Source organism: Alteromonas sp. 4NH20-0056, assembly GCF_057539655.1.
On record NZ_BAAJLS010000004.1, the window covers coordinates 120,274 to 141,775 of the forward strand.

A 21,502-nucleotide genomic window follows, 5' to 3' on the forward strand; every position below is an offset into this window, starting at 1 on the left:
GTAAACTGGCGTATACAGGGTTACTACCTCAGTACAGCGTGTACAAACTGAAGTGGGTAAGGTAGCTATAGACGGCTACAGCATAGTGGGTTTATAACGCATCGCAACGTCACAGCGCTCGTACGATTTTCCGTATTTTTCCATAGTATCACTACAGTGAACAAACCCGTTTTTTTCGTATAAATGAATGGCTGACTCGCAGGCTTTGTTCGTTAGTAAAAACAAGTTTTTGTGTGCAATGGTTGGTGCCAGCTCTAGCACATGCTTAAGTAGGCACTCGCCTATCTTTTCACCGCGCGCTTGTGAGACAACTCCCATCTTGGTCAGTTCAAACACACCGTCTTCTTTTCGCATTAGCGCGCAGGTACCGGCAACACCATAATGCGGGTGTTTTGCAAACCAGATATGCCCACCTTTATTAATAATATGTGTTTTGGGCTGACTAATGACATCGTTATCAATAGGCTCAACGTAAAACATCGCATTTATCCATTCCCGATTAATGCTATCGAAATACGGAGCCAGAGCGTCGGAGTAATTCACAATTTCAATCATAAAGAGCAAGAAGGCTAATTTAAACTGGTTCGATATTATAATGGATTTAACGTTAAAGCCTATGGGTAATGGGCCACCAATTTATATAAAGAAATATTAATAAACTCGATGTAACGGCTTTGCTAATTTACTAAAGGCTGACTATTTTTAGTTGTAGTGTCGTGGTAACAGAATAGAGAAGTTAACGGTTGAGTTTCGAAGCGCGCGTAAAAAATAAAGCACTTTCTTTGGGTATGGAAGAGACTGGGCTTGAGTTAGACAATTTAATGTCTGTTCTGGCAAAGGCATTCAATGTGCCGTCTGCGTTTTTTGGCATTGTTGGTGTGCATAGTGAAATAGTGCATGCTTCATATGGAACCTCCCTTGACGTGATTGATAGGAATATTGCGTTCTGTTCGCACGTGGTGGACTCGGGCAGTCGCCTTGTGGTGAATGACACTCTTACCGATGAACGGTTTGCTGATAATCCAATGGTTGTTGGCGAGCCGCATATTCGTTTTTATGCCGGCGTTCCTGTCGAAGTTGAAGGCGCTAAAAAAGGCGTTGTATGCCTCCTTGATAGTAAACCTAGAAACATCGAAAAAAAGAAACTTATCCTTCTTAACAACATCGCCGACTTAATTGGCAGACATCTAGAATTAAAGAAGGAGCACGAGTTACTGAAAAGTGAACATGGATTGATTGAACACTCTCCATTAGTGCTTATGAGTTGGCAGTTCGGCTCATCGTTAAAGCTTATGCATGTATCAAATAACGTGTCGCGAATATTAGGCGTAGAAGCACAAGACTTATTAAATGGGAATGTGCAGATTATCGACGTTCTCGATAGTGCCAGTGAAGAAGACTTTACCTTTGCTATGCAAGCTCACATAGAGCGGGTGCAAACCCATACGTGTAGGCTCCGAATCAATGCCCCCACGCGCACAATATGGGTAAGTATGATATCAACCGCAAACTTTAATGAAGACGGCACGTTAGCCACCGTTCAGGCCTTTTTGTTTGATACCAGCGATCAAAAATATATTGAAGATAAGTTAAACGATACTAATCAGCGAATGCGACTGCTGCTAGAGGCATCTGAGCTTGGTACATGGGATTGGAACATTAAAGCCGACGTGAACCAGGTCAATAAAAGATGGTGTGAAATTGTCGGTGTTGACTACGAAGACTACGATACTAGCGCTCGGTTCTTCCGTCAGCGAATTCACCCTGCTGATATGGCAAGTGTCGAGAAAAAACTTAACGAACACTTGCTCGGAAAGACGCCTGCATACAATGCTACGTTCAGAATGCGCCATGAAAACGGAACATGGGTGTGGGTGGAAAGTTATGGAAAAACAGTCGAAAGTGATTACAAAAATGAAGCCATACGTATTGCCGGGATTCATCGAGACATCACAGATAAAATGTTAAAAGAGCTAAAAGAAAAAAAGAAAACCCAGCTGCTTCAATTCATTAATAAAACCCGAGAAGCGTACCTTAGTACTAACGACCTCACTCAGGCGTGCCAAGCGGTGCTTGCTGAGTTACTCGACCTGTCTGATAGTCAGTTTGCGTTCATTGGGCAAATGATAGATAAAGATTCTGAACCGAAACTATTTATTCATGCTATTTCAGATATTGTATGGGACAGCACAAGCTTGACCCAGTATCGGGAATATAAAAATCGGAACCTGTATTTTACAAGTTTTGATAATTTATTTGGAAAGGTTGTTACATCAGGTGATGTGGTAATAAGCAACAGCACGGGTACCCACCCGTCTTCGAAAGGTACACCAAAAGGTCATCCTCGAATTACACGCTTCTTAGGCATGCCTATAAAGCTTCAAACGGAAGTGGTGGGCATGATTGGTCTTGCCAACAAGTTCGAAGCGTATTCTTATGAAGATGCGGACTTTTTCCAACCCTTACTAGATGCCCTATCCGGGTTGTTTTATGCCGTTTCACTTGAGCAGGCTCGTGCAGAAGCGGAAGAGAAACTTCGAAAGCTAGCAATGACAGATTCACTGACAGGGCTGGCTAATCGACGCGCATTTTTAGACAGATGCGAGTTACTCGCGCTAGAGGACAAGCAATGTGTTGTGGCTATCATTGATATCGATTTTTTCAAAAAAGTAAATGACACCTATGGCCATGATGCTGGAGATGAAGCACTTATGCGTGTTGCTGCAACACTACAAAAACACGGTGATAGTGGCGACATGATGGCTCGCCTTGGTGGTGAGGAGTTTGCTTTTGTTGTTGTCGATAAGCGTGAAGAGGAAGCGGCGGTCATCCTCGAAACACTACGTCAAGATGTAGAAAATACGCCAATAAATTACAAAGACGATATCATTTCTTTGACTATCAGTATTGGGCGTACGCCTCTAATAGGCACATTCAACGCTGATTTTGGAGACTTACTGAGCCAAGCCGATAAGGCGCTCTATGAGTCAAAGGCGTCGGGTCGAAACTGTGTAACCCAATGCGCGGCGCCCTCTAAAAAATAGCTTTACCTCGCGTAGGCAGCAGCCTGCGCGAGTCCCCCCGGTCCTCATAAAACTTACTTAATATTTTAAAAATCCCTTTAAATTTTATTCAAGATCTATATGATGCGCTTACAAACGAGAATATTTCTCATTATCAATGTCATTTAACTTTGAGGAACGCACGTTGAAATTGAATAAAGTTATGTTGTCTATCGCTGCGGCGTTGACAGTGTGTAGCGCCAATGCAATAGCACAAGTAGACAATAAAGAAGCCGAATCATCTGTAGAGCGCATTACCGTTCGAGGGGCTTTTTTTGGGCAACAAGTTGCTAACGCTGTAAAGACACCCACTTTGCTGGTCAACGTACCTCAATCTGTTTCTGTCGTAAGCGCAGAGCAAATTGCTGAGCAAGCTTTATTTAGTGTTGCAGACGTTATGCAATACACGCCAGGTGTAAGCATTGGGCAAGGTGAAGATCACCGTGACCAAATTACTATTCGTGGACAAAATACGACGGCTGACTTTTTCGTAGACGGACTGCGTGATGACGTTCAGTATTTCCGCCCGCTTTATAACCTAGAACGCGTTGAAATATTGCGCGGTGCTAATGCATTGTTATTCGGTCGCGGTGGTGGCGGCGGTGTCGTTAACCGCGTTACCAAGGTTGCAGAAACTTCTAGCGATTTTACTCGCCTTTCTGCTGCTGTAGATACGTTCTCAGCGGGCTCTATTAGTATTGATACAAATACCGTGATTGATGAAGACAATGCGTTTCGTTTAAATGGCGTATTCGATACCATCGACAACCATCGCGATTTCAGAGATGGTGAACGTTTCGCCGTTAACCCAACTTATACATGGATGGTTAGCGACGATACAACTGTTATCGCATCCTATGAATATGTTAATGACGACCGTGTTGTTGACCGTGGTGTACCTTCACTTAACAACAAGCCGTTAGAAGGTGTTGAAGAAACATATTTTGGTGATCCAGACTTCAACAATACAACCCTTGAAGCACACATCGCGCGTTTAAAAGTAGACCATTCTCTTGCGCAAGACTGGAGTATTAACGGAACGGTTCAATTGGCTGACTACGATAAAGCCTATCAAAACCTTTACCCGGTTGGCTTCGATGCAACGGCGACGACGGTTACTTTAGATGGTTATAGAGATACTACTGCCCGCCAAAATGCGTTGTTGCAGCTTAATTTAGTGGGACAGTTCACCACTGGCAATATCGAACATACGTTACTGACGGGTTTTGAGTACGGTAATCAAGATACTGACAATGCGCGTCAAGATACCTTTTTTGCTGACACGCAAGACGATCAAATGACATTCGCGTTTTCTGATCCATTGGTAATCCCTGCGTTTACTTTGACAGACCCGGTTCGCGATCGTGCATCAGACGTTACCTTTGCATCTGCCTTCGTTCAAGATGAAATCAAATTGAACGACAACTGGATTGTGGTCGCCGGCCTTCGCTACGACAACTTTGATATTGACGTAGTAGATGCGATTGAAATCGCCAACGGTATTGAAGATAACAACGATGGTTTTCTTTCAAGTTCTGACTCTCAAGTGTCACCAAGAGCAGGTTTAATTTATAAGCCGTCTGAGTCGGTGTCGTTTTATGCTAGCTACAGTAAGTCATTTTTGCCACGTTCTGGCGACCAGTTCTTGAGCCTAACATTATCTAGTCAAGCGCTTGATGCTGAAGAGTTTGAAAACAAAGAAGTAGGCGTTAAGTGGAACGTGAATGACAGCTTGAGTGTAACCGCAGCTGCCTTTGAAGTAGAACGTGAAAACGGCACTGCGCAAGACCCAAATAACCCAGAAGCCTCAATTCTTACCGGTACAGAAACAACGGGTTTTGAAATCCAAGTTGTGGGTATGCTGACTGAAGCGTGGTCAATCAATGCTGGTTACAGTAATTTAGACGGTGAAGAAATGGGTCGCGTAGTAGATGGCGCAGTGGCCAATCGCGATCTGGCACAGTTGCCTGAGCACATGTTAACAGTATGGAATCAATATACGATTAACGATGCATGGGAAGTGGCTTTGGGCGTGATTCATCAGTCTGAACAGTATGCAACACTTAGCAACACGACTGAATTACCCGATTTTACTCGTGTAGACGCTGCGGTTTACTACACTTACAGCGATGACCTGCGTATTCAGCTGAACGTAGAAAACCTGTTTGATGAGGACTATTTTCCTTCGGCGCACAACGATAACAACATCTCAACAGGCGAGCCGTTAAACGCCCGTGTAAGCGTGCAATATCAGTTCTAGTCTGTGATGAACATGCGAAGCTATGCTTCATTTTAAAAAAGGCGGCTAATAAGCCGCCTTTTTAATGGATTGTGCAAAATCCGCGTGTTCCAGTTCAAAACTAAACTGGCCTCCACAAATCCAGCGCGACATTAAACTGCGCATCGGATGTACTCAGAACGAAAAACGCACGCCCAGATTCAACGTCGTGATTTTTCCGTACTCATACCCGGCGACTAGCGCTATATCGGGACTGAAATACCAACGGCCGTTCACACCTATCAGTATGTCGGATTCGAAGGGATCTGAACCGCTAGATGCGATACCACCGACCGCAGTGTAACGAGCATGACCCTGCAGATGTAAAGACGAAGTAGCAGCCCAAATAACGCCTAACTCAGCACCAAGGCCGCTATCGTCAGCATCGACATCCAGGTTGAAATCTGATGCACGCGCATCCTTGAACTCTAGTTGATCAAGGCTTAGCCGACCGTAGTATGCCAACATTTCCGAGACAGGGTATTGATAACCAACGCCGATTCGCCAGCGTACAACGTCGTACTCACCAGCAGCAGTGTTGATGTCGTTGCTTACTTCAAGCTCTTGGCCTAAAGATGCATACTCACCAAACAGGTGCATTTGATTACTAAACTGCCATGCACCACCAATGGACACGCCACCATCAGCATCGCTTTCTAAGTTTAGAGGACCATTTCCCGTAACCGCTCCAGATGTTTCCACATCGTTGACAAAGCCACCGGTGACTCCTCCCTCGATGTAGGTGAAGCCGATATCACCAGCTTGCACCATCGGTGTGTTAAATAAGACGCTAAATATAGCTGAACCCAACAATATTGCTGATTTGTTTTTCATTAAAATGTCTCTAGTGTTTTTAAGAGCATATGAAAGTTTTGCTCATTCTCATCATACATATAGATAAGTTCTTGCAAAAAATCTCAGTAATCGTGTTTAAATTTTTTAATCTCTGCACTTAAGCATTTATATCACTCATTTCTTTCGTTTAGTAATAACTGTCAGTTTTAGTCGAATTAAATATTGTTGGAATTTTTTCGTATTAAACTGAAACCTACAAATTCAGTCTTATTCTTCTATCGCGCCTCTTGTCATTTATTGTTAGGTGTATATACTTACAGTTAACTGTATAGACAAACAGGCCTTTTATGCGCCCACTTACTGCCAGACAAACCGAAGTTTTCGAACTGATTAAAGCAACAATGCTAGCGACAGGCATGCCACCCACACGTGCAGAAATTGCTCGCGAATTGGGGTTTCGCTCGGCTAATGCCGCAGAAGAGCATCTTAAAGCGCTGGCTAAAAAAGGGGTCATCGAAATCTTACCGGGTACTTCTCGAGGTATTAAGTTAACGCAGCCGCTTGAAGATGAAACGCCAGAAGATGAGGGCCTACCGCTTATTGGGCGTGTTGCCGCCGGTGAACCTATTCTTGCGCAAGAACATGTCGAATCACATTATAAAGTAGATCCCGCGCTGTTTAAGCCACAGGCCGATTTTCTATTGCGTGTTAATGGTATGAGTATGAAAGACATTGGTATTTTAGATGGCGATTTGCTTGCTGTGCATCGCACCACTGACGTGCATAACGGCCAGGTTGTAGTAGCCCGGATTGATGAAGATGTCACCGTTAAGCGCCTTGAAAAGCGTGGAAGAGAAGTATTGTTACACGCCGAAAACGATGAGTTTTCACCTATTAAGGTTGACCTTGCCACAGAACCTTTTGCAATAGAGGGGATTGCGGTTGGTGTTATTCGTAACGCAGACTGGATGTAGGCTTTTACCACTTACTATAGAAAAGCGACCTTAAGGTCGCTTTTTTGCATGTAAAGCGGGCTAAATAGCAGCCGTTTTCTGCTTTAAAGGCGCAGTTATGCCCTGCTAGTAACCTAGCCTACGTAATAGATTTTCCGTGCCCCGCGAAACATATTTTTATTGTTGTAATTACTCATGTTTTAGCTGCTTCGCAGTGATTTCTTGCACCTTTGTAGTGCGAAACACCTTGAATAATCTACATTACTGCCATTTCAAAACCGCATGTGGCGTCACTACATCACCATGTAAAATGAGCCAGTCGTGATGATACTTGCCACCGATTTCTTATTTCTCCTTCTCTACCTAAACATTAAATCTGATTAAAAAATAAGCGGCTCGATGATCTTTTTGCAGAAAAGACTAGACGGGCGGGTTTTATTGCGCAATTCTTAGTCAGTGATTAACAAAATAATAACAATGACTCTAAATTTGTTTTACAAATTGATGTTGTGGGTCAGGCATTAGGAAACCACATTGGTAGAAATAACACGCAAAAGTTGGGTGTTGTTGGTTCTACCATTACGGAGGTGCTGAGTGAAACAACCAACGATACGCGCGGCAAAATGGCTATCTACTTTACCATTATTGCTATGCTCACCTTTGCTTCATGCCGAAGCAGCCGCAGGTGAAGCGTCATCTTTAAACCTTCGACGGGGTGCCACAGATATAAGTGGGCAGGTGTACGATTTACACATGCTTATGTTCTTCATCTGTGTGGGCATAGCCGTTGTCGTATTTGGCGTTATGTTTGCGTCTATGTACTTACATAGAAAGTCGCGCGGTGCGAAGCCAGCGAATTTCCATGAAAACGTAAAAGTAGAAATTGCTTGGACGGTTGTCCCATTCCTCATTCTTATCTTTATGGCGGTCCCTGCTGCCAATACGCTTATTGCAATGGAAGATACTTCAGAGGCTGATATGACTGTGTTGGTCACAGGGTCTCAATGGAAGTGGCATTATAAATACATGGATAAAGACGTTGAGTTTTATTCATTGCTTGCCACCCAGCGCGAACAAATTGCTAATAAGTTCGAAAAGACCGAAAACTATCTTCTAGAAGTCGACCGTCCGTTAGTGATCCCCACGGGCCAAAAAGTACGATTCTTAATTACCTCTGACGACGTTATCCATTCTTGGTGGGTGCCTGATTTTGCCGTTAAGAAAGACGCTAACCCAGGCTTTATCAACGAAGCATGGGCAAACGTGAACGAACCCGGTGTATATCGAGGGCAATGTGCAGAGTTATGTGGCAAAGACCATGGTTATATGCCGATTGTAGTGATAGCGAAAGAACCTGCTGAGTTTGAAGCGTGGATTGGTGAGCAAGAATCTATTGCACGCCAAGCGAAGGAAGAAGAGCAGCGTCTTCTGTCAATGAATATGAGTATGGACGAGCTGATGACCGAAGGCGAGCGCGTATACAACGCAACATGCGCCGCATGTCATATGCCAAATGGTGAAGGTTTACCTGGTGTATTCCCAGCCCTAAAAGGCAGCAAAATGGCCTTAGAAGACCAACCTGCGCATATTGATATTGTATTGCACGGTAAAGGTGGTACTGCCATGCAGGCCTTTGGCAAAATGTTAAGTTTAAAAGAAATTGCAGCAGTGGTGACGTATGAGCGCAACGCCTGGGGTAATAACACTGGCGATATGGTTCAAGCAAAAGACGTTAATGCCGTCGCAACCGGTAATTAGGAGCGCGTTATGAGCAAAGCGACAGAAATCGTTACGCCGGGCACAGCGGCGCACAGTGATGACCATGAACATCATGATCATATCCCAAAAGGGATAACCCGATGGTTATTTACTACTAACCACAAAGACATAGGCACCCTTTATTTGTGGTTTGCCTTCATCATGTTTTTAGTTGGCGGGGCGATGGCCATGGTGATAAGGGCTGAGCTCTTTCAGCCAGGTCTTCAAATTGTAGAGCCTAACTTCTTTAACCAAATGACAACCGTTCACGGCCTTATTATGGTTTTTGGTGCGGTTATGCCAGCATTTACAGGGTTAGCCAACTGGCTTATTCCGATGATGATTGGCGCACCAGATATGGCACTTCCACGCATGAATAACTGGAGTTTTTGGATTTTGCCAGGTGCTTTCCTCATTCTCTTAAGTTCGTTGTTTATGGAAGGGGGCGGCCCGGCATTTGGTTGGACATTCTATGCACCGCTGTCGACCACTTACAGTGGTGATTCAACCGCGTTATTTGTGTTCTCTGTTCACATTATGGGTATCTCATCCATTATGGGGGCCATCAACGTTATCGTGACTATTTTCAACATGCGCGCCCCTGGAATGACATGGATGAAAATGCCATTGTTCGTTTGGACGTGGCTGATTACGGCATTCTTGCTGATTGCTGTAATGCCTGTTTTAGCCGGTGCTGTGACGATGGTACTCACCGATAAGTTCTTCGGCACAAGCTTCTTTGACGCAGCCGGCGGCGGCGACCCTGTAATGTTCCAGCATATCTTCTGGTTCTTTGGGCATCCCGAAGTGTACATTATGATCTTGCCTGCATTTGGCATCATCTCTCAAATTGTACCCACCTTCTCGCGGAAACAGCTGTTCGGTTATGCGTCGATGGTATATGCCACCGCGTCGATTGCACTGCTTTCGTTTGTGGTATGGGCGCACCACATGTTCACCACCGGAATGCCGGTTTACATGGAAATGTTTTTCATGTTTGCGACCATGCTTATTTCGGTACCCACAGGCGTGAAGGTATTTAACTGGGTCGCCACAATGTGGAGAGGGTCACTGTCGTTTGAAATGCCAATGATGTTTGCGATTGCGTTTATCGTGTTGTTTACCATTGGCGGGTTATCTGGCCTTATGCTGGCAATAACACCGGTCGATTTTCAATATCACGATACCTACTTTGTAGTGGCACATTTCCATTATGTGCTGGTGACAGGAGCGGTGTTCTCCATTATGGCAGCGGTGTACTACTGGCTACCTAAGTGGACAGGCAAAATGTATGACAACACATTAGCGAAATGGCATTTCTGGTGTTCATTGGTTTCCGTAAATGTGCTGTTCTTCCCTATGCACTTCGTAGGTTTAGCGGGCATGCCTCGTCGTATTCCTGACTATGCACTTCAGTTTGCTGACTTCAATAAATGGATAAGTTTAGGCGGCTTCGCATTTGGACTTTCTCAACTTATTTTCCTCGCGTTACTGATAAAAGCGTGCAGAAAACAGGGCGAGCCAGTGTCAAGTCAAGTGTGGGAAGGCGCAGAAGGGCTTGAGTGGGAAATTCCTTCTCCAGCACCATACCATACGTTTGAAACCCCACCGGTTGTGAAGTAGTACAACACTCATCGGCAATAGGAGCGAAGCAATGACGCAAACAAATGCAAATAACAAATTGGTCATCAAACTGGTTGTTATTGTGTTCGGTATGTTTGGTTTTGGCTTCGCCTTAGTGCCGCTTTACGATGTCTTCTGCGATATTGCAGGTATTAACGGAAAAACTGAGAACTCAGCGGCCTTGTATGAGTCGGTAGAAATCGATGAGAGCCGCGAAGTAACGGTAGAGTTTATAACGCGAACGAATACTGGGATGCCTTGGGAATTTCGCGCAGAAACTAAGCGGATTAAAGTTCACCCTGGTGAATTAAACACCGTGTCGTTTTATGTTCGTAACCCGGCATCAAGCAATATAGTGGCGCAGGCAATACCGTCGGTGTCGCCAGGTACCGCCGCAATATATTTAAACAAAACCGAATGTTTCTGTTTTAACCAGCAACCATTAACTGCGGGCGCAGAAGCGTATATGCCTATGCAGTTTTACGTTGACCCTCAGCTTCCAGAAGACATTACTTATTTTACCTTGCAGTACACCTTATACGATGTCACGGCACGTGCTAGTGACCTAACGACAAACCCGAATCCCTTTATGGTCCCTCAACCTGAAAGCGGTAAATAACAGGCACGGGATAAGGAGATATACATGCAACAAGAATACGAACGATATTATGTGCCCGCCCAAAGCCCTTGGCCAATAGTGGGTGCGGTAGCATTATTTTTAATTGCCGTTGGCGCTGGCAACTTTGTTATTGAAGCAACACGAGGAGAAACCGGGTACGGCATGCAAATATTGCTTGCGGGTATTGCCGTTTTATTAGTGATGCTAGTGGGATGGTTTAAAAATCAAATTGACGAGTCGATGTCTGGCCTTTACAGCGACCAACTTGGTCGTTCATATCGCCAAGGGATGAGTTGGTTTATTTTTTCTGAAGTGATGTTTTTTGCCGCGTTTTTTGGCGCCTTGTACTATGCGAGATTTATCTCTGTACCTTGGTTAGGCGGCGCTTCAAATAACGCGATGACTAACGAGGTGTTATGGCCAACGTTTGAGGCTATGTGGCCGCTAATTACAACGCCAGGTGGCATCTCTACTACCGAAATGAGCGCAGCAGGCCTACCAACAATTAATACCATTATTCTGTTGATATCGTCGGTCACCCTTCACTTTGCACACGTTGGGCTTGAGCAAAACAAGCGTAAGCAACTTACGGTTATGCTAGGCATTACTATCCTATTGGGTATCGGCTTCTTGTTTCTACAAGTAGAAGAATATATTCATGCTTATAGAGACCTAGGGTTAACCCTGCAGTCAGGCATTTATGGTAATACCTTTTTCATGTTAACCGGGTTTCACGGTATGCATGTCACGTTGGGCACAATCATACTGATCGTCTTGTTCTTTCGTGTCCTAAAGGGACACTTCACGCATGATAATCATTTTGCGTTCCAAGCAGGCAGCTGGTACTGGCACTTCGTAGATGTGGTGTGGGTAATGCTTTATCTGTTTGTTTATGTGTTGTAGCTAAAATATCGCCAAACCCTAGTAAGGTCGGGGGTTTGGCGTAATTAGACCTGTTGCTATCGCTATTAATATAAGGGTAACAATGGCAACAGAAGTAAATACCCTGCGGCCTATGTATTTGCTCATGGGGCCATCTTTAGGGTCGTTTTTCATCATGACCCTCATGGCTAAAAACAGATTTACTATCATGTAAATCACCAGGGCAGCCAGAATTATTTTTATTAACATGTCGACCTCTTAAGTTGTGCGCTGGTTTATTGAATGATGCAAAAACGTACCTCAACCTTTATTGCCATATTTGTTACTGCAACCTGTGTTGTAGCAATGTGCTACTTAGGTTTTTGGCAATTAGATAGGATGACGCAAAAGCAACAACGTTTAGCTAGCATAACGCAAAAACAGGGGAATGACAGTTTTGAACTTTTGAACGCATTATCGTTAGACGACCCTAGAGATGTCACGGTGACATTTGAGGGGTTGGCAGATAACCAGCATGTGTTTTTACTCGATAATCAGATACACCAGAGCCGAATTGGTTTTGATGTCGTTGTGCCAATGTTAACCAACGCAGGGTGGCTATTAGTTAATTACGGATGGATACAAGCACCCGACAAGGTGCGCACGCTTCCTGCTATTACGATTGACAATGTCGCCTCACACTTTGAGGGAATTATTAGTATACCGCAAAATAACCCAATGATTACGGAGACACTATCTAGTGCTCCTCAGTTTCCTGCGCTCATTCAACAAGTTTCTATAGCGCGTATCAAGCAAATTTTAGATCTCGATTTACTGCCCTATGTGGTTCAGCTTACCGGTGACAGCGCGACATTCGTTAGAGCGTACACCCCAGTAGTCATGCCTCCAGAAAAACACTTAGGCTATGCCGTTCAGTGGTTTGCACTTGCACTAGCTGCAGCGTTTATTGGTGGTATAGCAATAATAAAAAAAGGACGTAGTTATGAGTAATACTGCATCAAAGAAGACGCTGCTAATAATGTTAGCGGTATTTGTTATTCCAGTCGTGCTTGCAAAAATAGCGCTTGAAAACGATTGGTTTAACCGGGGTTCAACGAACAAAGGTTCACTGCTTGAGCCCACAATTAATGTGTCGACTTTGATGGAAGGTGAAGCGCCTAAGTGGCGAATGGTTTACGTACTACCTAGCGTGTGCGATGCAACATGTGAAAACGCACTTTTCAGTATTAACCAAGTATGGTTAGCGCTAGGAAAGGAGTCTGACCGCGCAGAGGCCGTGGTGCTTGTCAACGCACAAAGCGATCAAAGTGCGGTAGCAGCGTTAGCCGACTACCCTTTCGTAGAGGTGAAGCAGCTTGTCCCCGCTATTGATAATCCGCTTGCGACACAGAGCATTTATATCGTTGATACGCTGAATAATGCCATGCTGTTCTATACCCTTGACGAAGATAGACAAACTGCCGTGATGGAAAGCCGAAATATGCTTGCCGACATCAAAAAGTTATTAAAACTGTCCAGAATAGGGTAGGAGAAGTCTATGAAAAAACTTGTTCTATTCAGTTTGTTCCTGGCTGTATTTGTGATTATTTTGGGTGCGTACACACGCCTTACGGATGCAGGTTTAGGGTGTCCGGATTGGCCGGGCTGTTATGGCAACATTACCGTTCCGTTGAGTGAAGAAAAGGTTGAGGCTGCAAATCAAGCTTACCCTGAACGACCAGTAGAAGCATTCAAAGCATGGAATGAAATGGTCCACCGCTATTTTGCAGGCGCATTAGGGCTGTGTATTTTAGCTATTGCTATCGTTGCGTTAAAAAACCGTCGTGAAGGTGGGCCGTTAAAACTACCCTTGCTGTTACTTGGTCTTGTCACTTTTCAAGCCGCGTTAGGAATGTGGACGGTCACTCTCAATTTGCTTCCCGTGGTGGTAATGGGGCACCTTTTAGGTGGGTTTAGTGTGTTGTCCTGCCTTTTCATTCTTTACCTTCGATTAAAGCGTGATAGTGGAAATACCATACGCGATTCGGCAACAAACCCGGGCAAGAAAAAGCGCGTTACGACGTTTGCGTTTATAGGTGTTGCCATACTGGTGGGGCAAATTGCACTAGGCGGTTGGACGTCTGCAAATTATGCGGCATTGGCATGTACCGATATGCCAATTTGTGAATCAGGTTGGCAACAGCGCCTTGACTTTCCAGGCGCGTATAGTGTGCCAGATGCCGACAACTACGAGTACGGTGCGCACGATTATGATGAGCGTATGACTATGCATATAGTTCATCGCGCTGGTGCCGTCATTACACTGGTGTATTTGCTTGCACTGGCAATAATGTGTTTGCGAACAACGCAATTTTCACCGGTCATTAAACGCACGAGTGTATTAATGATAGGTGTTTTATTCGCTCAAGTTGCCTTAGGCGTAAGCAACATCGTTTTTAGTTTACCTCTTTTTGTTGCTGTAGCGCATAACGCCGTTGCCGCATTATTGCTGCTCACACTAATTCGTCTAATCTGGCACGTAGTGTCAGCCTACTCTTCTCGTTCTTTTTCCCATGGAGGCCAACATGGCTAAATCCCTTTCTTCTTATACCGGTAACACACGTAGTCACAACACCGCACACTGGCGAGACTACTATGAAATGACGAAACCGAACGTGGTTATGTTGTTATTACTTACCGCCCTTGTGGGTATGTGCTTGGCCACCCCAACGTGGGTAAATGCAGGCACACTCATTAGTGGTTTATTAGGTATAGGTATGTTGTCGGCCTCTGCGGCAGTGATTAATCACATTGTGGATCATCGTATTGATAAAGTGATGGCGCGCACCTTCAATAGACCGGTTGCAAAAGGCAAGGTAAGTATTAGCCATGCAACGTGGTTCGCGGGTTTATTAGGCGTGATAGGCTTTGTTGTACTTGCCACCTTCGTTAACATGTTAACCGCGTGGCTTACCCTTGCAAGCTTAGTAGGGTATGCGGTGGTTTATACCATGTTTTTAAAACGTGCTACGCCACAGAATATCGTCATTGGCGGCCTTGCCGGCGCCGCGCCCCCATTATTAGGCTGGACTGCCGTGACAGGCGAAGTGCATGCCCATGCGTTGTTGCTAGTTCTTATCATTTTCACATGGACACCACCGCATTTTTGGGCGCTAGCCATTCACAGAGAAAAAGACTACGCCAAAGCCGAAATACCTATGTTACCGGTAACCCATGGTGTTGCCTTTACCAAAACATCCGTTTTGTTGTACACCGTGCTGTTAGGGCTTGTGTGTTTGCTACCGTATTTAATTGGTATGAGCGACATGATTTACCTTGTGGGATCATCATTGCTTAATTTAGGCTTTTTGTATTATGCGGTTAAACTTAAATTTGCTGCAGAAGCACAAACCGCAATGAAAACTTTTAGGTTTTCAATTATCCATCTCATGGTATTGTTTGTGATATTACTTTTAGATCACTATGTACCTCTGAGTTTATGAATCAACGGATTTTTGTAGGCGTTGTTGCTTTTATCGCTCTTGTTGCAGGCATGATCGGTGCAATATATATTGCACCGCCTAGTATCGATAACGCACAAGAAACACAATATTTTCAATATTACCCCGAACCACGCGCTATCGCACCATTTGCGCTTACCGACCACAAGGGCAATCTATTTAATGAAGCGTCGTTAACCAATCGGTGGAGCCTGGTCTTTTTAGGCTATACATTTTGTCCCGATATTTGCCCTACTACTATGGCAGAATTGAACGGTATCTACCCATCGCTTCAGTCAATTGAGAGCGAATATCCTATTGATGTGGTTTTTGTGTCGGTTGACCCGAATCGTGATTCAATAGAACGCCTTGCCGAATACATTGGTTTTTTTAATTCGTCATTCATCGGAGTAACGGGCGAACATAAAGCTCTGTTCCCGCTTGCCCGTAACCTTGGAATGATGTACGCCATTTCTGAGAGTACGGACAACCCCAATTATCTTGTCGATCATAGTGCGTCAATTGTACTTATAAACCCTAAAGCACAGGTTATTGGCCGCTTTAAGCCAAAACGTGAGCCAGGAAAACTGTCTATTAGCGATGCACAGCAAATACTTGCAGATATGCCTGTTATTGTTGAAGGAAAGTACTAATGGGCGTCATGATAAGAAAGGGGCAACCTGGTGATGCAGACGTGGCCGCACGTCTTATTCTTTCTGCAGCAGAGGCGCTCATTGCGGCGGTTTTTGGCCACAATGACAAACAAACCGCGCTTAATTACTTAATGCATGCGTGGGAACATGGTGACGGCCAATATGGGTGTAACCATCATTGGGTTGCTACGCAAGAAGACAAACCGCTTGGTGTGGTTACTGCGTGGCATACCAAGCTTGGGGCGGCGTTTGACCGCGCTACGTTGGACAGCATTACGTCATTTTTCTCGATGGATGAAGCGATTTCTATTTTAATGCGCAATCAAACCATTGCGGTAAAACTAACACCTCCGACACCAAATGAGTTAATGATAGGCCACGTTGCCGTGCTTTCCTCAGCGCAGGGATTAGGAGTGGGGCGCAAATTAATCGAGCATATGGCCGATTATGGCGTCACCCTTAACAAGCAAAAGATTGTGTTAGACGTTGAGTTAAAAAATACAGCAGCCATTCGCTTTTACCAACGTCTGCAGTTTAGCGAAGATAGCGTGAACGGTGGCTTTGTCAGATTTCAGCGCTCGCTATAGGTAAACGTTTCACCTAGTCTGGGTAATGCCCGCTTTCATCAGCAACGAAGAATGGCTGTGAATACCAATAGAAACGGCCATGCTGCTGTTTTGAGGGGGCGGTGCAGTTTACACGCGAACGCCCCGTTGGCAGAGGGTCTGCTAGCGCGATATTTACCTGGTGTTGATTGCTTGTAGTTGTGACCTGAGTGCCTCCAAAGAAGCAGTTAATCTGAGTGGGTTTAATATCGTCGCTGTCGATAACTAGCGTAATGTTATCAGGGGGCACTGACGATACTTGCTGCGGCTCTATCATTGTTGAAGAAGAAAAAGGCATAGCTAAGCTGTGAATTTTGGTTTTAAGGGTATTGAGATTCGCGTAAGGCCCTGCAGCGGGAAAACGTGGTAGCGCCTGAAAGTGACTGGTGTTGCCGGCTGCGCCTGAATGTTGGCCAAATCCGGTGTACCCCTCTTCCTCGAGTTTCTCAAGCAGTGGCATATTGAATTCGCCATAAGGGAATGCAAGAAACTTATATGACACACCAAGCCTATCTTTTATTGCTTCCTCTGCAGCCTCTACGTTCGCCCATACTGTATCTAGCCATTCATGGTTCTCATCGTTCAATGACCCATTTAGCATGTGAACATGATCCATTGTGTGATTGGCAAAAATTACTCCGTCATCGTGCATACTTTTGACTTGCTGCCACGTCAACTGCTTTGGCGCAGAACCAATCTCGGCTGGGTTAATGAAAATGGTGTAAGGAAACGCCATTTTAGTCAAAATGGGATGCGCGTTCTCTAATATATTGCGGTACCCATCGTCAAATGTAATAACGACCGTATTATTAGGTAGTGGAGTGTTTTGTTTGAGCGCATTTATAACCACGTCGAGCGGTAACACGGTGGCGTTATCTTTCAGATATTCCATATGCGACAAAAACGTACTAGGAGAAACACTGGTACTTGGCGGCGTCTCACTCGATACGTGGTGATACAGTAAAATTGATGCATTGGGCGCGGCATCGCTCGACTCAACTGCTGAACTCATACCAATACTTAATAGTAATGTACTAAAAAAAGCCGTTAGTCGAACCAGTACTCCGCGCAAACATGCCAGGTTTATACGGTGACTTAATATCGATAGACACAACGCAACGCGTAACATAATGTGCATGATAAACTCCCTATTTCGCCTTAATCGCATAAAGCATGTTTTCAAAATGACGATGAAGCGTGCATTGCGAATGACACTCAACATTATCGACAGTTTTTAAAAGAGACCGCACTATGACGACGGCGTCGCCGAAGAACCCTCTTAATTTGTGGCAGGATAACACACGACTATTGGCGCTGGCACTGCCCATGATCTTGGCCAACATTACCACACCACTACTTGGACTGGTGGATACAGCGGTATTAGGGCATATGAATACCGCTTCAATGCTTGCTGGGGCATCAATCGGCGCGCTGATACTTACGCAAATATATTGGGTTTGTGGGTTTTTACGCATGTCTTCAACGGGCCTAAGCGCGCAAGCAAAAGGCAGTAATGATGCTTCGGTTGAATCAGCAAAAGTATTATGGCAAACCACGGCAGTTGCGCTTGCGCTCGGTGTCATGATTTTACTCTTGCAATACCCCATCATCTCAATGGGCGTTCACTTGACTCAACCTAACTTACAGGTAGAAACCTACCTCACCGACTATTTCTCAGTGAGAGTCTGGGGCGCACCGGCTGCCATGCTAAATTTAGCGCTAATTGGCTGGCTGGTGGGGCAGCAAAAAACGCGTGTTGTTATGGTCATACAAATTATAGGGAATTTGCTCAATGCGAGTTTAGATATCCTTTTTGTCTATGGCTTGTCTTACTCGGTGGAAGGCGTGGCAGTGGCGAGCGTTATTGCCGAATACAGTATGGCGCTCATGGCGCTAATTGTCGCATTTACGCATTGTCGGCTTATTAAACCTAACGCGCTTTGGTTTAATCGGGCTGCACGAAAAATACTGATGAAATTGAATGGTAATATGTTGCTGCGCAACCTTGCGCTGCAAGCATGTTTGGCATTTCTTACTATTCAAGGGGCGCGCTACGGTGAAACGTCCGCCGCGGTTAATGCCATCCTCATGCAGTTTTTTGTCCTTATTGCCCTTGGGCTCGATGGCATTGCCTACGGGGTTGAAGCGTTAGTAGGGGAAGCCAAAGGTGCAAACGACAGCGTTGGAATTAAACGCAGAACTTATCAAGGGTTAATATGGTCAAGCGTGTTTGCACTCGTCTATGCGATTATTTTTAGCGTATTCGGTGAAGACATCGTGAGCGTGCTAACTGAGCATCGAGAAATTGTTAACGCGGCGATGCCCTACTTGCCGCTTATGATGGTGCTGCCTTTACTTGCTCACTGGTGCTTTCTTTATGATGGTGTTTTTGTTGGTCTTACCCGGGCAGCTGCGATGCGCAATACCATGATTATCAGCGCAGTAGGCATCTACTTTCCTCTTTGGTTTATGCTGTCAAACCAAGGAAACGTTAGCTTATGGTACGCCCTACTCGCTTTTTTATTCGCTCGAGGCATCACGCTTTGGTATGTGTTTAATCGGTTGGATAAGAACGGGCAATTATGTGAATAAAAAGCCACTTCATTATCGTGAAGTGGCCTTTTTAAAGAAGTAAGCAATTACTTTTTGACGATATGTGTTGCACACAACTTGTTACCCGCCGGATCGCGCAGGTACGCTAGATAAAGCTGGCGCTCTTCTGTGCCTCTAAGGCCCGGAGGGTCTTCAATTGGTGCGCCGCCATTCTCAGCTCCCACTTTGTGCCACGTATCTACTAATTCTGGCGTCGACGCTGCGATCCCAATGGTGGTGCCATTGCCATGAGTGGCCTCGTTACCGTCTATTGGTTTAGTCAGCGCTAAAATACCTTTTGGCGTGAAATAAAATACTCGTCCATGCTCATCATAGACACCGGGCTCATAACCAAACACCGCTAAAGTGGCATCATAGAATTTTTTCGATGCTTCTAAGTCGTTAGCACCTATCATTAAGTGACTGAACATTGCGTTACCTTTTATTGTCGTTAAGGGGCGAGAACGCGTGGTTGTAATACAAAATTAACGGCGGCGTTCGCATGAATTGTTGTAGTGTCGTAAAGTGGCATGTCGGTATGGCTTTGATTGACCAACAATGCAATTTCAGTACACCCTAAAATAACGGCTTGAGCACCTTGTGCGCCAAGCGAATTTATAATCTTAATATACGCCTCTCGCGATGCTTCACAAATCACGCCTTTGCATAATTGTTCATAAATAACGTGATGAACCACTTCATGTTCTTCTGCTGTAGGAGTTACTACTTCAATACCATAATTTGCAGTTAATCGCTGAGTATAGAAGTCTTCCTCCATCGTGAAGCGCGTTCCTAACAACCCCACCTTGGTGACCTTGTTTAGCGTAAGAACGTCAGCGGTGCTGTCGGCAATATGAATAAGGGGAATAGTAATCGAGGCCTCAACCTTTTTAGCGACCTTATGCATGGTATTGGTGCATATCAGCACAGCATCGGCTCCCGCCTTTTCAATGGCGCTCGCGGCATTAATCAAGATTGTTGCTGCCTTGTCCCATTCACCTTGATGTTGATAGCGTTCGATTTCGGCAAAGTCTACGCTGTACAATACCAGTTTAGCGCTATGTAAGCCGCCTAGCTGTTTATTAACGCCTTTGTTTATTGCCTGATAGTAGCTTACGGTCGATTCCCAGCTCATGCCGCCGATTAGCCCAATCGTCTTCATAGTTATTGCACACGTCATCAGAAGTCATGTCAGATATCATAGCGTAACTGGTCGCATAGTGAAGAAAAAGTAAACAGAATCAGGGGTTAGAATTTTGGCGGCTTTTTGATATTTTTGAATGAAGAGAAACGTTGCAGAAAAATGCCTGAATAGCCAAGCATAGCAATAGCAAAGCCGATAATAAGAACGGCAATCGAGAGATAGTTAAGTAAAGGGTGGTAAGTACTGAGGGTAAAAAGTAACACCACGCCGACAACGAAGAGGCTTAACCCCAGTTTAAATCGTTGCCAGCATGTGTGTATGTCTGTCATTGGTTCAGCTAGTAATAAGAGTGCTCGCCTGCTTCGTGCTCAGTAGCATCGCGCACACCTTTTAACTCGCCTGCAAACTGCTCAAGCATTTGCTTTTCGATACCATCTTTTAAGGTTACGTCGACCATGGAACAACCGTTACAACCACCACCAAACTGAAGAATGGCGAAGCCTTCATCAGTAATCTCAACTAACATTACTTGGCCGCCATGATTAGCAAGCTGTGGGTTAATTTCAGATTCGATCATGTAATTAATTCGCTCAGCAAGCGGCGCGTCATCTGACACTTTCTTTGCTTTCGCATTCGGAGCTTTAAGCGTTAGCTGAGAGCCCATCTGATCGGTAACATAGTCTATTTCCGCTTCTTCAAGATACGGAACGCTTTCCTCGTCAACCACAGCGTCAAACCCATTGAAAGGTAAACGCGTATCAGTATCCTCTACTGCATCTGGCGGACAATAGGACACGCCGCACTCGGCTGAAGACGTACCTGGATTTACGACGAATACACGAATATTCGTGCCAGACTCTTGTTTATCCAACAGTTTTGCGAAGTGAGCCTGGGCTTCTTCTGATATAGTGATCATCAGCAAGTCCTATAAAATTTTAAATCTTTTACTATGATAACAAATTTACCTGACTAAAACAGTCAAGTATTACTAATTTTGGTATATCAACAAAACAACAAGATGGGATACACTATGCTAACAGCGTTGTTAAACACCACTAG

General features: G+C 44.8%; 22 protein-coding genes. 14 read left to right on the plus strand and 8 right to left on the minus strand.

Features of this window, described 5'->3' with window-relative positions; genetic code table 11:
- Nucleotides 1-75: 75 nt before the first annotated feature.
- Complete coding sequence (locus AC27EZ_RS09165) at nt 76-543, minus strand: GNAT family N-acetyltransferase (RefSeq protein ID WP_487135038.1); 468 nt, start codon at nt 541-543, stop codon at nt 76-78.
- Between the two features lie 200 nt (nt 544-743).
- Between AC27EZ_RS09165 and AC27EZ_RS09170 the strand changes: the two genes are divergently transcribed.
- Both AC27EZ_RS09170 and AC27EZ_RS09175 read left to right on the plus strand, forming a co-directional pair.
- Complete coding sequence (locus AC27EZ_RS09170; protein WP_487135039.1) at nt 744-3,044, plus strand: sensor domain-containing diguanylate cyclase; 2,301 nt, start codon at nt 744-746, stop codon at nt 3,042-3,044.
- Between the two features lie 163 nt (nt 3,045-3,207).
- Complete coding sequence (locus AC27EZ_RS09175) at nt 3,208-5,322, plus strand: TonB-dependent receptor (protein ID WP_487135040.1); 2,115 nt, start codon at nt 3,208-3,210, stop codon at nt 5,320-5,322.
- Between the two features lie 153 nt (nt 5,323-5,475).
- Here AC27EZ_RS09175 and AC27EZ_RS09180 read toward each other — a convergent pair whose 3' ends face one another.
- Nucleotides 5,476-6,174 carry a hypothetical protein gene (locus tag AC27EZ_RS09180; RefSeq protein ID WP_487135041.1) on the minus strand — a complete coding sequence of 233 codons (699 nt, stop codon included), beginning with the start codon at nt 6,172-6,174 and terminating at the stop codon, nt 5,476-5,478.
- 308 nt (nt 6,175-6,482) lie between these two features.
- On the opposite strand from AC27EZ_RS09180, the gene lexA reads away from it, so the two are divergent.
- The 5 genes from lexA (at nt 6,483) to AC27EZ_RS09205 (ending at nt 11,991) form a co-directional block, all read left to right on the plus strand.
- The gene (lexA, locus tag AC27EZ_RS09185) at nt 6,483-7,109 is read left to right on the plus strand and encodes a transcriptional repressor LexA (protein WP_487135042.1); all 627 of its coding nucleotides are present in this window, start codon (nt 6,483-6,485) and stop codon (nt 7,107-7,109) included.
- Between the two features lie 624 nt (nt 7,110-7,733).
- A complete protein-coding gene (gene coxB / locus AC27EZ_RS09190; protein WP_421134794.1) occupies nt 7,734-8,846 on the plus strand; it encodes a cytochrome c oxidase subunit II in 1,113 nt (370 codons plus the stop codon).
- A gap of 9 nt (nt 8,847-8,855) precedes the next feature.
- The gene (gene ctaD, locus AC27EZ_RS09195) at nt 8,856-10,469 is read left to right on the plus strand and encodes a cytochrome c oxidase subunit I (protein WP_421132930.1); all 1,614 of its coding nucleotides are present in this window, start codon (nt 8,856-8,858) and stop codon (nt 10,467-10,469) included.
- 31 nt (nt 10,470-10,500) lie between these two features.
- Nucleotides 10,501-11,088: a cytochrome c oxidase assembly protein gene (locus tag AC27EZ_RS09200; protein ID WP_421132929.1), complete on the plus strand. Its 588-nt coding sequence runs from the start codon at nt 10,501-10,503 to the stop codon at nt 11,086-11,088.
- A gap of 24 nt (nt 11,089-11,112) precedes the next feature.
- Nucleotides 11,113-11,991 carry a cytochrome c oxidase subunit 3 gene (locus tag AC27EZ_RS09205; protein ID WP_421132928.1) on the plus strand — a complete coding sequence of 293 codons (879 nt, stop codon included), beginning with the start codon at nt 11,113-11,115 and terminating at the stop codon, nt 11,989-11,991.
- Between the two features lie 18 nt (nt 11,992-12,009).
- Here the strand turns inward: AC27EZ_RS09205 and AC27EZ_RS09210 are convergent, their stop codons facing one another.
- Nucleotides 12,010-12,219 carry a DUF2909 domain-containing protein gene (locus tag AC27EZ_RS09210; protein WP_421132927.1) on the minus strand — a complete coding sequence of 70 codons (210 nt, stop codon included), beginning with the start codon at nt 12,217-12,219 and terminating at the stop codon, nt 12,010-12,012.
- A 33-nt stretch (nt 12,220-12,252) separates the two neighbouring features.
- On the opposite strand from AC27EZ_RS09210, the gene AC27EZ_RS09215 reads away from it, so the two are divergent.
- Genes AC27EZ_RS09215 through AC27EZ_RS09240 form a run of 6 tightly spaced genes read left to right on the plus strand, consistent with a single transcriptional unit; the run spans nt 12,253 to nt 16,689 of the window.
- A complete protein-coding gene (locus tag AC27EZ_RS09215; protein WP_487135043.1) occupies nt 12,253-12,960 on the plus strand; it encodes an SURF1 family protein in 708 nt (235 codons plus the stop codon).
- On the plus strand, nt 12,953-13,498 hold the full coding sequence (locus AC27EZ_RS09220; protein WP_487135044.1) for a hypothetical protein: 546 nt from the start codon (nt 12,953-12,955) through the stop codon (nt 13,496-13,498). Before AC27EZ_RS09215 ends, AC27EZ_RS09220 begins: the two co-directional genes overlap by 8 nt.
- 9 nt (nt 13,499-13,507) lie before the next feature.
- Nucleotides 13,508-14,542, plus strand: a complete 1,035-nt coding sequence (locus AC27EZ_RS09225; RefSeq protein ID WP_487135045.1) for a COX15/CtaA family protein — start codon at nt 13,508-13,510, stop codon at nt 14,540-14,542.
- Complete coding sequence (cyoE, locus tag AC27EZ_RS09230) at nt 14,535-15,452, plus strand: heme o synthase (protein ID WP_487135046.1); 918 nt, start codon at nt 14,535-14,537, stop codon at nt 15,450-15,452. The genes AC27EZ_RS09225 and cyoE overlap by 8 nt, the downstream gene beginning before the upstream one ends.
- On the plus strand, nt 15,449-16,102 hold the full coding sequence (locus AC27EZ_RS09235) for an SCO family protein (RefSeq protein ID WP_487135047.1): 654 nt from the start codon (nt 15,449-15,451) through the stop codon (nt 16,100-16,102). Before cyoE ends, AC27EZ_RS09235 begins: the two co-directional genes overlap by 4 nt.
- Nucleotides 16,102-16,689 carry a GNAT family N-acetyltransferase gene (locus AC27EZ_RS09240; RefSeq protein ID WP_487135048.1) on the plus strand — a complete coding sequence of 196 codons (588 nt, stop codon included), beginning with the start codon at nt 16,102-16,104 and terminating at the stop codon, nt 16,687-16,689. Before AC27EZ_RS09235 ends, AC27EZ_RS09240 begins: the two co-directional genes overlap by 1 nt.
- Nucleotides 16,690-16,702: 13 nt before the next feature.
- On the opposite strand, the gene AC27EZ_RS09245 is transcribed toward AC27EZ_RS09240, so the two are convergent.
- On the minus strand, nt 16,703-17,719 hold the full coding sequence (locus AC27EZ_RS09245) for a polysaccharide deacetylase family protein (RefSeq protein ID WP_487135049.1): 1,017 nt from the start codon (nt 17,717-17,719) through the stop codon (nt 16,703-16,705).
- A gap of 239 nt (nt 17,720-17,958) precedes the next feature.
- Here AC27EZ_RS09245 and AC27EZ_RS09250 point away from each other — a divergent pair, with 239 nt between their 5' ends.
- Nucleotides 17,959-19,299 (plus strand): MATE family efflux transporter, encoded by a 1,341-nt coding sequence (locus AC27EZ_RS09250; protein WP_487135050.1) that lies wholly within the window; start codon nt 17,959-17,961, stop codon nt 19,297-19,299.
- Between the two features lie 47 nt (nt 19,300-19,346).
- Here AC27EZ_RS09250 and AC27EZ_RS09255 read toward each other — a convergent pair whose 3' ends face one another.
- The 4 genes from AC27EZ_RS09255 to nfuA form a co-directional block, all read right to left on the minus strand.
- Nucleotides 19,347-19,730: a VOC family protein gene (locus AC27EZ_RS09255; protein ID WP_487135051.1), complete on the minus strand. Its 384-nt coding sequence runs from the start codon at nt 19,728-19,730 to the stop codon at nt 19,347-19,349.
- Nucleotides 19,731-19,750: 20 nt separating this feature from the next.
- A complete protein-coding gene (locus AC27EZ_RS09260) occupies nt 19,751-20,461 on the minus strand; it encodes an aspartate/glutamate racemase family protein (RefSeq protein WP_487135052.1) in 711 nt (236 codons plus the stop codon).
- Between the two features lie 86 nt (nt 20,462-20,547).
- A complete protein-coding gene (locus AC27EZ_RS09265; protein ID WP_487135053.1) occupies nt 20,548-20,772 on the minus strand; it encodes a hypothetical protein in 225 nt (74 codons plus the stop codon).
- An 8-nt stretch (nt 20,773-20,780) separates the two neighbouring features.
- On the minus strand, nt 20,781-21,359 hold the full coding sequence (nfuA, locus tag AC27EZ_RS09270) for a Fe-S biogenesis protein NfuA (protein WP_421132915.1): 579 nt from the start codon (nt 21,357-21,359) through the stop codon (nt 20,781-20,783).
- Nucleotides 21,360-21,502: the final 143 nt, after the last annotated feature.

What these genes read in the sequence shown, in the direction of transcription:
- AC27EZ_RS09225 (WP_487135045.1), top strand. Translation starts at nt 13,508, where the DNA reads ATGAAAAAACTTGTTCTATTCAGTTTGTTCCTGGCTGTATTTGTGATT.
- AC27EZ_RS09210 (WP_421132927.1), bottom strand. Translation starts at nt 12,219, where the DNA reads ATGTTAATAAAAATAATTCTGGCTGCCCTGGTGATTTACATGATAGTA.
- AC27EZ_RS09220 (WP_487135044.1), top strand. Translation starts at nt 12,953, where the DNA reads ATGAGTAATACTGCATCAAAGAAGACGCTGCTAATAATGTTAGCGGTA.
- AC27EZ_RS09265 (WP_487135053.1), bottom strand. Translation starts at nt 20,772, where the DNA reads ATGACAGACATACACACATGCTGGCAACGATTTAAACTGGGGTTAAGC.
- cyoE (WP_487135046.1), top strand. Translation starts at nt 14,535, where the DNA reads ATGGCTAAATCCCTTTCTTCTTATACCGGTAACACACGTAGTCACAAC.
- AC27EZ_RS09180 (WP_487135041.1), bottom strand. Translation starts at nt 6,174, where the DNA reads ATGAAAAACAAATCAGCAATATTGTTGGGTTCAGCTATATTTAGCGTC.
- AC27EZ_RS09260 (WP_487135052.1), bottom strand. Translation starts at nt 20,461, where the DNA reads ATGAAGACGATTGGGCTAATCGGCGGCATGAGCTGGGAATCGACCGTA.
- AC27EZ_RS09255 (WP_487135051.1), bottom strand. Translation starts at nt 19,730, where the DNA reads ATGTTCAGTCACTTAATGATAGGTGCTAACGACTTAGAAGCATCGAAA.
- AC27EZ_RS09215 (WP_487135043.1), top strand. Translation starts at nt 12,253, where the DNA reads ATGATGCAAAAACGTACCTCAACCTTTATTGCCATATTTGTTACTGCA.
- nfuA (WP_421132915.1), bottom strand. Translation starts at nt 21,359, where the DNA reads ATGATCACTATATCAGAAGAAGCCCAGGCTCACTTCGCAAAACTGTTG.
- AC27EZ_RS09240 (WP_487135048.1), top strand. Translation starts at nt 16,102, where the DNA reads ATGGGCGTCATGATAAGAAAGGGGCAACCTGGTGATGCAGACGTGGCC.
- lexA (WP_487135042.1), top strand. Translation starts at nt 6,483, where the DNA reads ATGCGCCCACTTACTGCCAGACAAACCGAAGTTTTCGAACTGATTAAA.
- AC27EZ_RS09200 (WP_421132929.1), top strand. Translation starts at nt 10,501, where the DNA reads ATGACGCAAACAAATGCAAATAACAAATTGGTCATCAAACTGGTTGTT.
- AC27EZ_RS09205 (WP_421132928.1), top strand. Translation starts at nt 11,113, where the DNA reads ATGCAACAAGAATACGAACGATATTATGTGCCCGCCCAAAGCCCTTGG.
- ctaD (WP_421132930.1), top strand. Translation starts at nt 8,856, where the DNA reads ATGAGCAAAGCGACAGAAATCGTTACGCCGGGCACAGCGGCGCACAGT.
- AC27EZ_RS09250 (WP_487135050.1), top strand. Translation starts at nt 17,959, where the DNA reads ATGACGACGGCGTCGCCGAAGAACCCTCTTAATTTGTGGCAGGATAAC.
- AC27EZ_RS09245 (WP_487135049.1), bottom strand. Translation starts at nt 17,719, where the DNA reads ATGAGTTCAGCAGTTGAGTCGAGCGATGCCGCGCCCAATGCATCAATT.
- AC27EZ_RS09235 (WP_487135047.1), top strand. Translation starts at nt 15,449, where the DNA reads ATGAATCAACGGATTTTTGTAGGCGTTGTTGCTTTTATCGCTCTTGTT.